The organism is Ralstonia sp. VS2407, from assembly GCF_052950655.1.
Window position 1 is genome coordinate 140,516 of record NZ_JBRFVG010000006.1, and the last position, 14,863, is coordinate 155,378.

Annotated in this window: 12 protein-coding genes; 9 read left to right on the forward strand and 3 right to left on the reverse strand. The window is 66.4% G+C overall.

Features of this window, described 5'->3' with window-relative positions; all coding sequences use genetic code 11:
- Positions 1–156: 156 nt before the first annotated feature.
- Positions 157–1,050 (reverse strand): LysR family transcriptional regulator, encoded by an 894-nt coding sequence (locus ACU8YE_RS12405; protein ID WP_446928835.1) that lies wholly within the window; start codon positions 1,048–1,050, stop codon positions 157–159.
- 134 nt (positions 1,051–1,184) lie between these two features.
- Here ACU8YE_RS12405 and ACU8YE_RS12410 point away from each other — a divergent pair, with 134 nt between their 5' ends.
- From ACU8YE_RS12410 to ACU8YE_RS12420, 3 genes are read left to right on the forward strand one after another with little or no spacing between them, the layout of a single operon-like run.
- Positions 1,185–1,649 (forward strand): (2Fe-2S)-binding protein, encoded by a 465-nt coding sequence (locus ACU8YE_RS12410; RefSeq protein WP_414563309.1) that lies wholly within the window; start codon positions 1,185–1,187, stop codon positions 1,647–1,649.
- The gene (locus ACU8YE_RS12415) at positions 1,646–3,850 is read left to right on the forward strand and encodes a molybdopterin cofactor-binding domain-containing protein (protein ID WP_446928836.1); all 2,205 of its coding nucleotides are present in this window, start codon (positions 1,646–1,648) and stop codon (positions 3,848–3,850) included. The genes ACU8YE_RS12410 and ACU8YE_RS12415 overlap by 4 nt, the downstream gene beginning before the upstream one ends.
- Positions 3,851–3,858: 8 nt before the next feature.
- Entirely contained in the window at positions 3,859–4,788 is a 930-nt protein-coding gene (locus ACU8YE_RS12420; RefSeq protein WP_433867752.1) for a LysR family transcriptional regulator, read from the forward strand.
- Here the strand turns inward: ACU8YE_RS12420 and ACU8YE_RS12425 are convergent.
- Positions 4,764–5,780 (reverse strand): AraC family transcriptional regulator, encoded by a 1,017-nt coding sequence (locus ACU8YE_RS12425; RefSeq protein ID WP_232040024.1) that lies wholly within the window; start codon positions 5,778–5,780, stop codon positions 4,764–4,766. The genes ACU8YE_RS12420 and ACU8YE_RS12425 overlap by 25 nt on opposite strands.
- Positions 5,781–5,951: 171 nt before the next feature.
- Here ACU8YE_RS12425 and ACU8YE_RS12430 point away from each other — a divergent pair, with 171 nt between their 5' ends.
- The 6 genes from ACU8YE_RS12430 to ACU8YE_RS12455 all read left to right on the forward strand — a co-directional run bounded on the left by ACU8YE_RS12430 (position 5,952) and on the right by ACU8YE_RS12455 (position 13,307).
- Entirely contained in the window at positions 5,952–7,085 is a 1,134-nt protein-coding gene (locus ACU8YE_RS12430) for an acyl-CoA dehydrogenase (protein ID WP_232040023.1), read from the forward strand.
- A gap of 61 nt (positions 7,086–7,146) precedes the next feature.
- The gene (locus ACU8YE_RS12435) at positions 7,147–8,841 is read left to right on the forward strand and encodes an AMP-binding protein (protein ID WP_446928837.1); all 1,695 of its coding nucleotides are present in this window, start codon (positions 7,147–7,149) and stop codon (positions 8,839–8,841) included.
- 60 nt (positions 8,842–8,901) lie between these two features.
- Positions 8,902–10,449, forward strand: coding sequence for a CoA-acylating methylmalonate-semialdehyde dehydrogenase (locus ACU8YE_RS12440; RefSeq protein WP_446928838.1), 1,548 nt, complete (start codon positions 8,902–8,904; stop codon positions 10,447–10,449).
- Positions 10,450–10,468: 19 nt separating this feature from the next.
- The gene (gene mmsB / locus ACU8YE_RS12445) at positions 10,469–11,362 is read left to right on the forward strand and encodes a 3-hydroxyisobutyrate dehydrogenase (RefSeq protein ID WP_446928839.1); all 894 of its coding nucleotides are present in this window, start codon (positions 10,469–10,471) and stop codon (positions 11,360–11,362) included.
- Positions 11,362–12,159, forward strand: a complete 798-nt coding sequence (locus ACU8YE_RS12450) for an enoyl-CoA hydratase (RefSeq protein WP_446928840.1) — start codon at positions 11,362–11,364, stop codon at positions 12,157–12,159. Before mmsB ends, ACU8YE_RS12450 begins: the two co-directional genes overlap by 1 nt.
- Positions 12,156–13,307: an enoyl-CoA hydratase/isomerase family protein gene (locus tag ACU8YE_RS12455; protein WP_343618531.1), complete on the forward strand. Its 1,152-nt coding sequence runs from the start codon at positions 12,156–12,158 to the stop codon at positions 13,305–13,307. The genes ACU8YE_RS12450 and ACU8YE_RS12455 overlap by 4 nt, the downstream gene beginning before the upstream one ends.
- 9 nt (positions 13,308–13,316) lie before the next feature.
- Here the strand turns inward: ACU8YE_RS12455 and ACU8YE_RS12460 are convergent, their stop codons facing one another.
- Positions 13,317–14,810 carry an acyl-CoA synthetase gene (locus tag ACU8YE_RS12460; RefSeq protein ID WP_446928841.1) on the reverse strand — a complete coding sequence of 498 codons (1,494 nt, stop codon included), beginning with the start codon at positions 14,808–14,810 and terminating at the stop codon, positions 13,317–13,319.
- Positions 14,811–14,863: the final 53 nt, after the last annotated feature.

The following is a 14,863-nucleotide window of genomic DNA, read 5'->3' on the forward strand; positions in this document are numbered from 1 at the left end:
TAGGCGTGTGCCTTCCCCTCGCCGGATCGCGTGATGCCGGATGCGTGCTGCTTGGGGCGCAGTATCGGAGTCAGGGCCGGGGACCGGCCAATACTATTTGGCGGCGGTCTTGATACGTTGCCGATATCGGCAAGTCGGTCGGAAGGCGGCGAGCGCTCAGGCGCCGAGCGTGTCGCGGGCGAGTTGCTGCACTGCGTTTACCACCGCCTGCGCGCGCTCACCATGGCCGCGCTGCCAGACGGCATACAGGTTGTAGTGCGCGGGGATGGCGACATCGGTCAGCCGCACGAGGCGCCCGTGTTGCAGTGCATCGGCCGCCAGCAGCCCACGGACGAGCGCCACGCCAATGCCGGCTTCGGCAGCCGCGACCATGTTTGCGGCGTTGTCGAACGCTGCCACCACGGCGGGTTCCAGCGGCTCCAGACCGGCGGCGTCCAACCACGGAATCCACGAGCGCCGCGTGTAGCCGAGCAGCGGCAGCGCCATCGCTGCCGATGGGGCCAGCGGCGCCTGCACGCCATGGCGCTCCAGCAGCGCGGGCGCCGCCACTGCGGTGACGTGGTCGCCACAGATCAGGGCCATCTCGCAGTCATCCCATTCTCCATAGCCGTAGCGCAGCGAGACATCCACGCGCTCGAACGAGGGCCGCTCGCCGCGCGTGGTCGACAGGAACATCACTTGGTAGCCGGGCAGCGCCGCCAGCAACTCCGGCAGCCGCGCATTGAGCCAGCCCTGCGCCAGTTCGCTGTCGACATCGACGATGAGCGTTTGCGGTACATGCCGGTTGCGCACCGAAGACAGCGCCCGGTCCACCTGCCCGAAGCCGTCGGTCAGCATGCTGGCAAAGAGCTGACCTGCATCGGTCAGGACGATGCCGCCCGCTTCGCGCACGAACAGCGGCTGGCCGATGAATTCCTCCAGCGAGCGGATCTGCTGGCTGATCGCGCTGTGCGTGAGGTCCAGCTGCTGCGCGGCCTTGGTAAAGCTGCCGGTGCGCGCCGCCTGCAGGAAGGCATGCATCGACTGGATCGACGGATAACGCTTGTACATGGCGGCGGTGGGTGAGCTGTTAGTTCGACTTACACGGGCTGGCAGAAATCGTCGCTGGCGGGGTGCCCGTGCGCGGCTCCATATTGGTGCCAGGCGCGGCCGCATGAGACGGCCCGATTCTGGAGGAGACAATGATGACCGAGATTATGGTCAATGGCGCGCCCCACGCGCTGGATGATGCCGATGCCGACATGCCCCTGCTGTGGGTGCTGCGCGATCGGCTCAAGCTGACGGGCACCAAGTTCGGTTGTGGCGGCGGTTTTTGCGGGGCGTGCACCGTCCATCTGGATGGCGCGCCAATCCGCGCGTGCATCACACCGGCATCGGCGGCGGCCGGGCACAGCGTGACCACGATCGAAGGCCTGTCGGAAGACGGCACGCACCCGCTGCAACGCGCCTGGGTGGCCGAAGACGTGCCGCAATGCGGCTACTGCCAGTCGGGGCAGATCATGTCGGCCGCGGCGTTGCTGGCGGCAGGCACGCCCGTCGACGACGAGGCCATCACGCATGCCATGGCCGGCAACATCTGCCGTTGCGGCACCTACGGGCGCATCCGCCAGGCCATCAAGCGCGCCGCCGACGAGCGAGGCAAGGCATGAACGCGCCGCGTGAGTTGCATGCGCCGTCGCGCCGCCAGTTCCTGCAGCAAAGCGCGCTGCTGACGGCGGGGCTGGCGGTCGGCTTTCGCCTGCCTGATGCACTGGCTGCCGGCAAGGATGTGGCTGCGGGCGAGTTCGAACCCAATGCCTGGGTGCGGGTGCTGCCCGACAACACCGTCAAGATCGTTGTCCACAAGCACGATTCCGGCACCGGCACGCAAACCGCGCTGGCGGCGTGCGTGGCCGAAGAGCTGGATGTCGACCCGATGCGCATTGCCGTCATCACGCCGGAAGATCCGTTCTTCCACGAATACATCCACCCGATCTGGAAGGTGTATTCCACCGGCGGCAGCACCAGCGTGTCGCTCGAATATGCGCGCCTGCGACAAGCCGGCGCCACGGCGCGCGCGATGCTCGTGAGTGCGGCGGCACAACGCTGGGGTGTCCCCGTAGCCGTTTGCAGCACGGCAGACGGCACCGTCATCAGTACCGACGGCCGCAAGGCCACCTACGGCGAATTGGCCGATGCAGCAGGCCGCCTGCCCGCACCTGCTAACGTGACGTTGAAGAACCCGGCGGACTTCAAGTACATCGGCAAGCTCAGGCATAAGCGTGATGCGCTGGCCAAGGCGACGGGCCGATTCCAGTACGGCATCGATGTGTCGTTGCCCGGCATGCTGGTGGCAGTGGTGCAGCGTGCGCCCATGCCCGGTGCACGCGTGCGCCGCATCGACAGCGCCGAGGCATTGAAGGTGCGCGGCGTGCGCCAGGTCATGACCATCCCGATGCGCTCCGATGTGCTGGGCGGTAACCAGGAAGGCGTGGCCGTGCTGGCAGATGACTACTGGGCCGCCAACAAGGGCCGCGCGGCGCTCAAGGTCGAGTGGGACGACAGCGCCTTCGCCGATTTCGACAGCGGCCACGTCGCACAGCATCAGGCAGCATGGCTTGCTAGCGGCAAGGCGCGCGTGGTGCACACCGTGCAGAGCGGCAATACGGACGTGGCGATGGCCCATGGCGCAAAGTGCTTCAACGCGGCGTATCGCATGCCCTACAAGCAGCAGAATCCGCTGGAGCCCGTCAATATCACCGCATGGTTCAAGGACGGCGCGATTCAATACTGGGGCGGCATCCAGGTGCCATCCACCGCGATGGAAGCTGCCGAGGTGATCTGCGGCGTGCCGCGCGACAAGGTGGTGCTGCACGAGATGGTGTCGGGCGGCAGCTTTGGCGCGCGCGAGAGCAAATACTGGCTGTTCGAAGTCAGCTACCTCGCCAAGAAGACTGGCGTGCCGGTCAAGCTGATGAACAGCCGCGAAGACGAGATGCGCGCGCTGTACGGCCACCCGGCAACGTATCACCGGCTCGAAGGCGCGCTTGATGCGCAGGGCCGGCTCGATGCGCTGCGCATCCGCGCGGTGTCGCCCGCATCGCCGGAACAGTGGGAGCCAGGCTACTTCGACCGCCCCGATCGCATGGATTACAGCACCACCGAGGCTATCTCGAAGTGGGATTTTCCATACCGCGCCAACCACATGGACATCGGCTGGGTGCGGCACGAAACGGGCATCCCGACAGGCTGGTACCGCGCCGTCAGCTTCATCCCCAACGTCTTCGCCACCGAGAGCTTCATGGACGAGCTGGCCACGGCGGCCAGGCGCGATCCGGTTGATTTCCGCATTGCCCACATGGCGGACCGGCCCCGGCATGTCGACGTGCTGCGCACCGCCGCGCATCGTGCCGGTTGGGGAAAGACTGCGCATGGGCATGCCCTGGGCGTGGCGACACACCAGGCGTATGACAGCTACATCGCCGTGGTGGCGCAGGTGGCGCGCAAGGACGGCCGCGTCGTCGTTGAAAGGCTTACCTGCGTGGCGGACGTCGGCCTCGCGGTGTCGCGCACGGGCGTGGAAGAGCAGCTCTACGGCGGGCTGATGTGGGGCCTCGGCCATGCGCTGTTCGATCGCATCGACATCCAGGGCGGCGCGGTGCAGCAAAGCAACTTCCACGACTACCCCGTGATGCGCATGTCGGACATGCCGGCCATCGACATCGTCATCATCGATGGCAATCGCGACAAGCCCGGCGGTGTGGGCGAGCTGGCCAACCCGCCGGTGGCGCCCGCCATTGCCAATGCCATCTTCCGGTTGACCGGCAAACGCCAGCGCGAGACGCCGTTCAACTTCGACCTGAAGGCATAGCGCATACCGTGGACATCCGCCTGCTGCGCTATTTCTCGGTGCTGGCCGACGAGTTGCATTTTGGTCGGGCGGCGGCGCGCCTGTTCATGTCGCAGCCGCCGCTGAGCCAGCAGATCCGGCTGCTGGAAGACGAGATCGGCACGCCGTTGTTTGTGCGCAGTCACCACCGCGTGGAACTCACAGCAGCGGGACGCACGCTCAAGGAGCAGGCGCCGCTCGTGTTTGCGCAGCTCAATCGCGCGCTGGACCTCACCCGGCAGGCGGGCCGTGGCCAGGTGGGCGAGCTGGAAATCGGCATGATCAGCTCGGTGATGGTGGGGCTGCTGCCCGAAGCGCTGCGCCAGTTTCGCGAGCGCTACCCCGGCGTTGAATGGCGCCTGCAAGAGATGACGCCTGCGGCGCAGGTGGCCGCGCTCAAGGAACGCCGCATCGATGCATGCATCTTCCGCTTGGGCCACGAAGACCCTGCCGTGCACAGCGAACTGCTGCAGCATGAGCCGATCGTGATGGCGTTGCCCGCTACACACCGCCTGGCCGGGCACGCCAGCCTCGCACTTGCGGACTTTGCCGGCGAGCCGTTTGTTGCGTTCGAATCCAAGCGATCGCGCTTTGCCGATCATCTGCTGCATCTGTGCATCCAGGCCGGCTTTGCGCCGCTCGTGCGCCAGCAGGTGACCGAAGTGCAGACGCTGTTGGCGCTGGTGAGCGCGGGCTTTGGCGTGGCGCTGCTGCCGGGATCGACGGCCAACCTGGCACCGCCCGGTGTGGTCTTCCGCCCGCTGGAGCCCGCGCTGCCGGCCGTGCCGCTATACGTGCACTATCGCGTGGACGATCACTCGCCGGTGCTCAAGGCCTTTCTGGAGACCCTGCGGGAAGTGAGCGGCACGAGCGAAGATGCCGTCGTTGCGCAGCCTCAGTCGGCGCTCGCCAGCCGATAGTCCGTCGGCCGCATGCCCGTCCATTTGCGGAAGGCGCGGTGGAAGGCGCTCGGCTCTGCAAAGCCCACTGCGACCGCGATGTCGGCGATGGTGCGGCGCGTGTCCTGCAACTGGCCGATGGCAATGTCGCGCCGCAGGTCGTCCTTGATGGACTGATACGTGTGGCCCTCGAGCTTCAGGCGCCGGCGCATCGTCGCTTCGGCCACGTTCAGTTTGAGCGCCATTGCGTCCGACGCGGGCCAGCCTGCCACCGGCAGATTGCGCAGCGTCTTGCGCACGCGCGCGGCGAAGGAATCCGGGTTACGGTACTTGACGATGAAGTTGCCCGGCGCGTCGCGCAGGAAGGTCTTGACGGACGCGGCCGTTTGAATGACCGGCAGGTCGAGAAAGTCCGGCGATAGGTCGACGTACGACGCATCGTGCTTGAACGCCATGTCGTCGCAGAACATCAGGCGGTATTCCTGCGCATCCTGCGGCGCCGCACAACGGAAGCGCGCGGCAATGAACGGAATGCGCCGCCCCACCAGCCAGCACACCAGGCCGTAGACCATGATGAGCCACGTGGCGTAGGTGAACATGGGCGGCACCCGCGTGCCTTTGCGGTGCACAAAGACGAGACGCACACGCTGATCGTCTTCTTCAACACGCACATGCAGATCGTCCAGCACCAGCCGCAGAAAACCCGTGGCACGGGCCAGCGCCTGCCGGCCCGTGCGCGCGGTGAGCGCCGCCTGCGTCATCGCCACGAAGCTGCCCCAGCGCATGGGGTGCGCATCCTGCCCGAAAAACTCATCGTCCATGGCCTGCGCAATGCCGGCCCACAGCGCGCCGTACTGTGCGGACGACACGCGGCTGCGCGGCTGCGCCAGCATCTGCGGCGTGATGCCGGCTGCCGCCATGATGGGCTGCATGTCCACGCCATGCGCGCGTGCACGCGTGACGGCCTCGTTGACGAGGCTGACCGAGACGGTTCCCTTTTCGTTGTTTTTCATTGGTATGGCAAATCCGCTCACGCAAGTTGATCGTGACGGGCATCGAAGCCGCCCAGCCGCGTGCCTACACTTTTTCCCCATCGAACCCAAGCGCCGCGGGCTGCACAGTGTAAGGCGCCTGCACAGGCAGCGTCACGCGGCCCCGGTCAGCCAACAAGCAAGAGCCAAGCGATGGACGACTTCTATACCGAAGAGCAGCGGATGATCCACGACGCTGCGCGCGATTTTGCCACCGAGCGCCTGGCGCCCAACGCCGCGCAGTGGGACCGTGACGGCGCCCTGCCCGACGAGGTGGTGCGCGAGATGGGCGAGCTAGGCCTGCTGGGCATGATTGTGCCGGCGGAGTGGGGCGGCTCGTATACCGACTACGTGGCCTATGCGCTCGCGCTGGAAGAGGTGGCCGCCGGCTGCGCCGCCAGCGCGACGATGATGAGCGTGCACAACTCGGTCGGCTGCGGCCCGATCCTCAAGTTCGGCACCGAGGCGCAGAAGGCGCGTTACCTGCCGGATCTGGCGACCGGCCGCGCGATTGGCGCGTTTTGTTTGACCGAGCCGCACGCCGGCTCCGAGGCCAACAACTTGCGCACGCGTGCGGTGCTGCGCGATGGCAAGTGGGTGCTCAACGGCAACAAGCAGTTCGTCACCAACGGCGCGCGGGCGGACATCGCGATCGTGTTTGCCGTGACGGACCCCGAGGCTGGCAAGCGCGGTATCTCCGCTTTCATCGTGCCGACCGACACGCCAGGCTTTCACGTTGGCCGGCCCGAGCACAAGCTTGGCATCCGCGCGTCGGACACCTGCCCGATCACGCTCGAAGACTGCGCCGTGCCCGAAGAGAACCTCCTGGGCGAGCGTGGCGAGGGCCTGAAGATCGCGCTGTCGAACCTGGAAGGCGGGCGCATCGGCATTGCCGCGCAGGCCGTGGGCATTGCGCGCGCCGCGTTCGATGCGGCACGCAACTACGCGAATGAACGCATCCAGTTTGGCAAGGCGCTGCGCGAGCACCAGACCATCGCCAACATGCTGGCCGACATGGCCACGCGCCTGAATGCGGCACGCCTGCTCGTCCACCACGCGGCGCGCCTGCGCAGCGCAGACAAACCGTGTCTGTCGGAGGCCTCGCAGGCCAAGCTCTACGCATCGGAACTGGCCGAAGAGATCTGCTCCAACGCCATCCAGATCCACGGCGGCTACGGCTACTTGGCCGACTACGCCGTCGAGCGCCACTACCGCGATGCACGCATCACCCAGATCTACGAAGGCACCAGCGAAGTCCAGCGGATGGTGATCGCGCGGCACGTCTAGCACGCACCGCACACATCGACCGCATACGAAAGAGCGCAAACGCGCCGACCAGGAGACGACGATGAACGAAGCGGTATCTGCAGCACAGGGTTTTGTGGAAGCGCGCGATTTTCTGCTGCGCCATCGCACCGACTACGACCGCGCGTATCGCGAGTTTGCGTGGCCGAAGCTGGACACGTTCAACTGGGCGCTCGATTACTTCGATGTGATGGCGCGCGGCAACGACAACCCGGCGCTGTGGATCGTCGATGACCCGCAAAGCGGCGGGTTGAAGCTCTCGTTTGCGCAGATGTCGGAGCGCTCATCGCGCATGGCGAACTTTCTGCGTGGGCTTGGCATCGTGCGTGGTGACCGCCTGCTGCTGATGCTGCCGAACCGCGTTGAACTGTGGGACGTGATGCTCGCGGCAATGAAGCTGGGCGCGGTGGTGCTGCCGGCCACCACGCAGCTTTCCCCGGATGACGTGCGCGACCGCGTGGAACTCGGGGGCGCGAACTGCGTGGTCGTCGACGCAGCGGAGCTGCACAAGTTCGACAGTGTTGATGCGAGCGTCAAGCGCATCGCCGTGGGTGCGCAGCGCGAAGGCTGGATCGACTTGGCAGCAGCCTACGACGCGCCCGCGCAGTTCACGCCTGACGGCCCGACCAAGGCGACCGACCCGCTGCTGCTGTATTTCACCTCGGGCACCACGTCCAAGCCGAAACTGGTTGAACACACGCACCAGAGCTATCCGGTCGGCCACCTGTCGACGATGTACTGGATTGGCCTGCAGCCTGGCGACATCCACTGGAACATCAGCTCACCCGGCTGGGCCAAGCATGCCTGGAGCTGCTTCTTCGCACCCTGGAACGCGCAGGCCTGCGTGTTCGTCTACAACTACGCGCGCTTCGTGCCGAAGGACACGCTGGACGTGCTGGTGCGCTTCAACGTGACCACGCTGTGCGCGCCGCCCACCGTGTGGCGCATGCTGGTGCAGGAGCCGCTGGCCTCCTACGCCGTCAAGCTGCGCGAGATCGTCGGTGCGGGCGAGCCGCTGAACCCCGAGATCATCGAGCGCGTGCGCAGCGCCTGGGGCGTGACCATCCGCGACGGCTTCGGCCAGACCGAGACCACCTGCCAGATCGGCAACACGCCCGGGCAGCCGGTGGTGCCCGGTTCGGTCGGTCGCCCGTTGCCGGGCTACCGCGTGGAGCTGGTCGACCACGACGATCAGCCCGCCAGCGAAGGCGAAATCGTGCTGCCGCTCTCGCATCGCCCGCTCGGCCTGATGCAGGGCTACGCCAACAACGCCAAAGCCACGGGCGAGGCCATGCGCAACGGCTACTACCACACGTCAGACGTGGCGATGCGCCGCGACGACGGCTACTTCGTCTACGTGGGCCGCACCGACGACGTATTCAAATCGTCCGACTATCGCCTGAGCCCGTTCGAGCTGGAAAGCGTGCTGATCGAACATGAAGCCATTGCCGAGGCGGCGGTGGTGCCAAGTTCCGATCCGCTGCGTTTGTCGGTGCCCAAGGCGTTCGTGACGGTGCGCCAGGGCTACGAAGCCGGCCCCGAACTCGCGCGCGCCGTGTTCCTCTTCTCGCGAGAAAAGCTGGCGCCCTACAAGCGCATCCGCCGCCTGCAGTTCAGCGAGCTGCCCAAGACCATCTCCGGAAAGATCCGCCGCGTTGAACTGCGCCGGCTCGAACTTGAACGCACCCCCCAGCCCGCCCGCATGCCCGGCGAGTACTGGGAAGAAGACTTCGCCTGATTTGCCCATCCCGCATTGACCCCGCTACCGCAACCGACACCGATTCGCCAGGAGACACTCATGAGCGCCGTTGCTTCCCTTGCTTCCGCCAAGCCTGCTGCACAGCATGGCACCCCGCCCACCGTCAAGCTGCTGATTGGCGGCGAGTTTGTCGAATCGCAGTCGAAGGAATGGCGCGATATCGTCAACCCCGCCACGCAGGAAGTGCTGGCGCGCGTGCCGTTTGCCACGGCCGGCGAAGTGGATGCAGCCATCCGCTCGGCACATGCCGCGTTTGCCACGTGGAAGAACACGCCGGTCGGTGCGCGCATGCGCATCATGCTGAAGTTCCAGGCGCTGATTCGCGAACACTCGCCGCGCATTGCCCGCACGCTCACCGCCGAGCAGGGCAAGACGCTGCCCGATGCCGAAGGCGACATCTTCCGCGGGCTGGAGGTGGTGGAGCACGCGTGCTCGGTGGGCTCGCTGCAGCAGGGCGAGTTCCTGGAGAACGTGGCCGGCGCGGTCGATACCTACACGCTGCGCCAGCCGATTGGTGTGTGTGCGGGCATCACGCCGTTCAACTTCCCGGCCATGATTCCGCTGTGGATGTTCCCGATGGCGATCGTGTGCGGCAACACGTTCGTGCTCAAGCCCTCGGAGCAGGACCCGCTCTCGACCATGCAACTTGTTGAGCTGGCATTGGAAGCCGGTGTGCCGCCGGGTGTGCTGAACGTCGTGCACGGCGGCAAGGATGTGGTGGACGCACTGTGCACGCACGAACATGTGAAGGCGATTTCGTTTGTCGGGTCCACCGCGGTCGGCACGCACGTGTATCGCCTCGGCAGCGATCACGGCAAGCGCGTGCAATCGATGATGGGCGCGAAGAACCACGCCGTGGTGTTGCCCGATGCGAACCGCGAGCAGGCCATCAACGCGCTGGTGGGCGCCGCCTTTGGCGCGGCGGGGCAGCGCTGCATGGCGACCTCCGTCGTCGTGCTGGTGGGCGCGGCGCAGCAGTGGGTGCCGGACCTGATCGCCAAGGCAAAAACGCTCAAGGTGAATGCCGGTGTGGAGCCGGGTACCGACGTCGGCCCGGTTGTCTCGCGTGCCGCCAAGCAACGCATTCTCGGTTTGATCGAATCCGGCGTGCAGCAGGGCGCCACGCTCGCGCTTGATGGCCGCGACGTGCGCGTGGCCGGTTACGAAGACGGCAACTTCATCGGCCCCACGGTCTTCACCGATGTGAAGACCGACATGGACATCTACACCAACGAAATCTTCGGCCCCGTGCTGCTGGTGCTGACTGCGCCCACGCTGGACGACGCGATTGCGCTGGTCAATGCCAATCCGTTCGGCAACGGTGTGGGGTTGTTCACGCAGAGCGGCGCTGCTGCACGCAAGTTCCAGAGCGAGATCGACATCGGTCAGGTGGGCATCAACATTCCCATTCCGGTGCCCGTGCCGTACTTCAGCTTTACCGGCTCGCGTGGGTCCAAGCTGGGCGACCTGGGCCCGTACGGCAAGCAGGTCGTGCAGTTCTATACGCAAACGAAGACGGTCACGGCGCGCTGGTTTGATGACGCGGTCGACGCCGGCGGCGTGAACACCACCATCAGCCTGCGCTGATCGCACCGGGAGCGTTGTCATGAAAATCGCATTCATCGGCCTGGGCAACATGGGCGCCCCCATGGCGCGCAACCTGCTCAAGGCGGGCCACGCACTGAGCGTATTCGACCTGAACGCGCAGGCGGTGGGCGCGCTGGTGGAAGCCGGTGCTGTAGCCGCCGCATCCCCCAAGGACGCTGTGACCGGCGCGGAGACGGTCATCACCATGCTGCCCGCCGCCGCCCACGTGCGCCACGTGCTGACGGCGGAAGATGGCGTGCTGGCGGGCATCGCGAAGGGCGTGCCGATCATTGATTCAAGCACCATCGACCCGGCCAGCGTGAAGGCGTTTGCTGCGCTGGCGGCCGAGCACGGCAACACCTTTGTCGATGCTCCGGTCTCTGGCGGTACGGGCGGCGCAGCGGCCGGCACGTTGACCTTCATGGTGGGCGGCAGCGCGGCGGCGTTCGAACAGGTGCGTCCCGTGCTTTCCGCCATGGGCAAGAACCTCGTGCATTGCGGTGACTCCGGCGCCGGGCAGGGCGCGAAGATCTGCAACAACCTCGTGCTCGGCATCACCATGGCTGGCGTGGCCGAAGCCATGTCATTGGGCGAGGCGCTCGGCATCGACCCGAAGGTGCTTGGCGGCATCATCAACACATCGACGGGACGCTGCTGGAGTTCCGACACTTACAACCCGTTCCCGGGCGTGATCGAGACCGCGCCATCCTCGCGCGGCTACACGGGTGGCTTCGGCACCGACCTGATGCTCAAGGATCTGGGCCTGGCCGGCGACGCCGCAAAATCCGTCCGCCAACCGGTCTACCTGGGGGCGCTCGCGCAGCAGCTCTATCAAACCGTGAGCAGCAAGGGCGATGGCAAGCTGGATTTCTCCGCCGTCATCAAGCTGTATCGGAAAGACGGAGCGGTGTGATGATCGAACTGGAAACGCTGCATGACGGCATCATCGCGGTGCTGACGCTCAAGCGTCCGCCGGCCAACGCATTCACGCCGGAGGGTCTGCTGCAACTGCAAGCCACCGTCGAACGGTTGAACGCCGACGCGCGCGTGCGCGCCATCGTCGTCACCGGCGACGGGCCGAAGTTCTTCAGCGCAGGGGCGGATCTCAACACCTTTGCCGATGGCGACCGCGATGTGGCCCGCGAGGCCGCTGCGCGCTTCGGTGCCGCGTTCGAGGCGCTGCAGAATGCGCGCCCGGTGGTGATCGCCGCCATCAACGGCTTTGCGATGGGCGGCGGCCTGGAGTGCGCGCTCGCATGTGACATCCGCATCGCCGAGGCCCACGCCAAGCTGGCCGTGCCCGAGACGGCCGTCGGCCTGCTGTGCTGCGGTTGCGGCACGCAGACGCTGCCCTGGCTTGTGGGTGAAGGCTGGGCCAAGCGCATGATCCTGACCGGCGAGCGCGTCGATGCGCAGACCGCCCTGCGCATCGGCCTAGTCGAGGAAGTCGTGGAAACAGGTGCCGCGCGCGAAGCCGCCATCGCCATGGCGCTGCGTGTGACCACGTTGAGCCCGCAGGCCGTTACTTTCAGCAAGCAACTCATCCACCAGGCGCGCAATGGCGTGCCGCGCAGCGCGGCGCTGGCCGTGGAGCGCGAGCGCTTCGTCGATCTGTTTGACCATCCGGATCAACGCGAAGGCGTGAACGCCTTTCTGGAGAAGCGCGCGCCGCGCTGGCATGCCGCACACGAATCGGAGACGCTGCAATGAGTGCCGTCCAACGTCAGGCAACGCTGCCCGAGGCAGCCGCTGCCGAACCCGAGGTATTGATGCGCGTGGTGAACCGCGTGGCCATCATCACGTTGAACCGGCCAGCAGCCTTGAACGCGCTGTCCCATGGCATGGTGCGCCAGTTGGCGACGCTGCTGGAGCAATGCCGGCATGACGACGGCATCGTCGCGCTGGTGCTGCGCGGCGCTGGCCAGAAAGGCTTCTGCGCCGGCGGCGATGTGCGCTCGCTCTATCAGCTTGCGCAACAGGGCCGCATGGATGGCGACGACGGCTGGCTGCAGTTCTTCGTTGACGAATACCGGCTCGACTACGCGCTGCATCAGTTCCCGAAGCCCATCGTTGCGCTGATGGACGGCATTACCATGGGCGGTGGCATGGGCCTGGGGCAGGCCGCACGTCTGCGTGTCGTGACCGAGCGCACCAAGATGGCGATGCCCGAGACGCGTATCGGCTTCCTGCCCGACGTGGGCGCCACGCGCTTCCTGAGCGTGATGTCCCCCGAGCTTGAGCTATATGTCGGGCTGACGGGCGTGACGCTCACGGGCGCCGACGCGCTGCATTGCCACCTGGCCGATGTGTGCGTGCCTGCGGAATGGCTTGCCTCCTTCGAAGAGCGCCTGCAGCGCATGCCGCACGATGGCGACCTCATGCAGGCGCTGCGCCGCGTGTTCGAGCCGCCGTGCAACGTCGTGCCGCACGCGCCGCTGGCACAGGCGACGCCGTGGGTACTGCGCTACTTCGATCGGCGTTCATCGGTCGATCGCATTGTCGCCACGCTGCGCGAGAGCCTGGAGCGCGAGCAGGCCCGCGAGCCGCGCCAATGGCTGCAGGGCACGCTTGATGCAATGACTTCACACTCGCCGACGATGCTGCACGTCACACGCGAAGCGTTGCTGCGCGGTCGGCAGCTGTCACTGGCCGAGTGCTTTCAGATGGAGCTGGGCATCGTCGCGCGCGGAATCCTGGACGGGGATTTCTGTGAAGGCGTGCGCGCGCATCTGGTAGACAAGGATCATCGCCCCGGCTGGGCGCCGGCAACGCTGCCGCAAGTGCGGCCGGAGCGGGTGCGGCATTTTCTGACGTCGCCGTGGCGGGCAGAGGGGCATCCGTTGGCGGGGCTTGGTTGAGCCGGGCGATCAAACGCGCCGCTGCCGGTCTCCCCACCACGCATCACGCAGGCGGCGTTTGGCGATCTTGCCGTTGTCATCGCGGGGCAGGGCTGCGGTGAATTCGATGTGGCGCGGGATCTTGAAGCCCGCAATCTGGCCGCGCAGCCACTCGATCACGGGCTCGGCTTGCAGGTCTTCGCGTTCGGTCTGCACCACGGCGACAAGGCGCTCGCCGTATTCGTCGTCCGGCACGCCAAAGACAGCGCAGTCGACCACATCGGGGTGGCGCAGCAGCGCATGTTCGATCTCGGCCGGGTAGATGTTCACGCCGCCCGAGATGACCATGTCCGACGCGCGGTCGCACACATACAGATAGCCGTCGGCATCGAGGTAGCCCATGTCGCCCAGCGTGACGAGGCCATCGCGCTCGGCCTTGCGACGTGCCTCGTCGTTGCCGCGATAGGTGAAGTCTGGGTAAGCGGGCTGGCGGCTGTAGATCAGGCCGATCTCGCCCGTGTCGCATGGCGTGCCGTCGTCGTGCAGGATGCGCACCTGCGCGTCGCACACCGGGCGGCCGGCGCTGCCGGGGCGAGCGGCTGCGTCGCGCGGGTCCATCACCGTGATCATGCCGGTCTCGCTCGACGCATAGGTTTCGTAGATGACGGGGCCGAGCCAGTCGATCATCTTGCGCTTGATCTCCGGCGCGCAGGGTGCGCCGGTGGAGGCCACGAAGCGCAACGAAGACAGGTCGTAGCGGCTGCGTTCTTCGTCGGTCAGCTTGAGCAGGCGCACGTACATGATGGGCACGAGGTAGACGGTGTCGATGCGGTAGCGCTCGATCTGCTCGAGCACGCGCAGCGCATCAAAGCGCGCGTTCACCACCAGCAGCTCCGCCATCTGCGCGGCTTGCTGCGCGAATAGACTCGGCGCGCTGTGATACAGCGGCGCCGGCACCAGCGCACGGCAGCCGGGCACGATACCGAACGTGGCCGCCACCACGGCACGCGCCTTCTGCAGATGCGCGTCGAGCTGATCAAGCGGCACGGCCTGACGCACCACGCCTTTTGGCCGGCCCGTGGTGCCCGAGGTATAGGCCATGTGCCCGCGCGGAGAAACCATCGGCCCGTCGTATGGCGTCTGTAGCGCGAGCCAGTTGGCATAGCCGTCGGCACGGTCGGTGCCTTCGGCGTCCACACGCAACAGCTGCACATGGGCAGGCAGCAGCGGTTCCACCGCATTGACGAGATCGCGATGGCCGATCAACACCTTGGCGCCCGAATCGCGCACGAGAAATTCCACCTCGGCCGGCGTGAAGTGCCAGTTGATGGGGCAGAAGTAGCACCCGGCGATGCGGCAGGCGTGCATCACGTCGATGTAGGCGGGCGCATTGCGCAGCAGCACCCCGATCACGTCGCCCTCCTGCACACCCATACGGCGCAACCCACCGGCAAGGGCGGCACCCCGCGCGAGCAGCGTGTCGGCATCGGTCGGGCGATCGTCGAAGATGAGGCTGGCGGTCATGCGTGTCTCCTGTGGCGGGTCTCTATGTTGTGATGTTGCAGTCGGACGGCAGC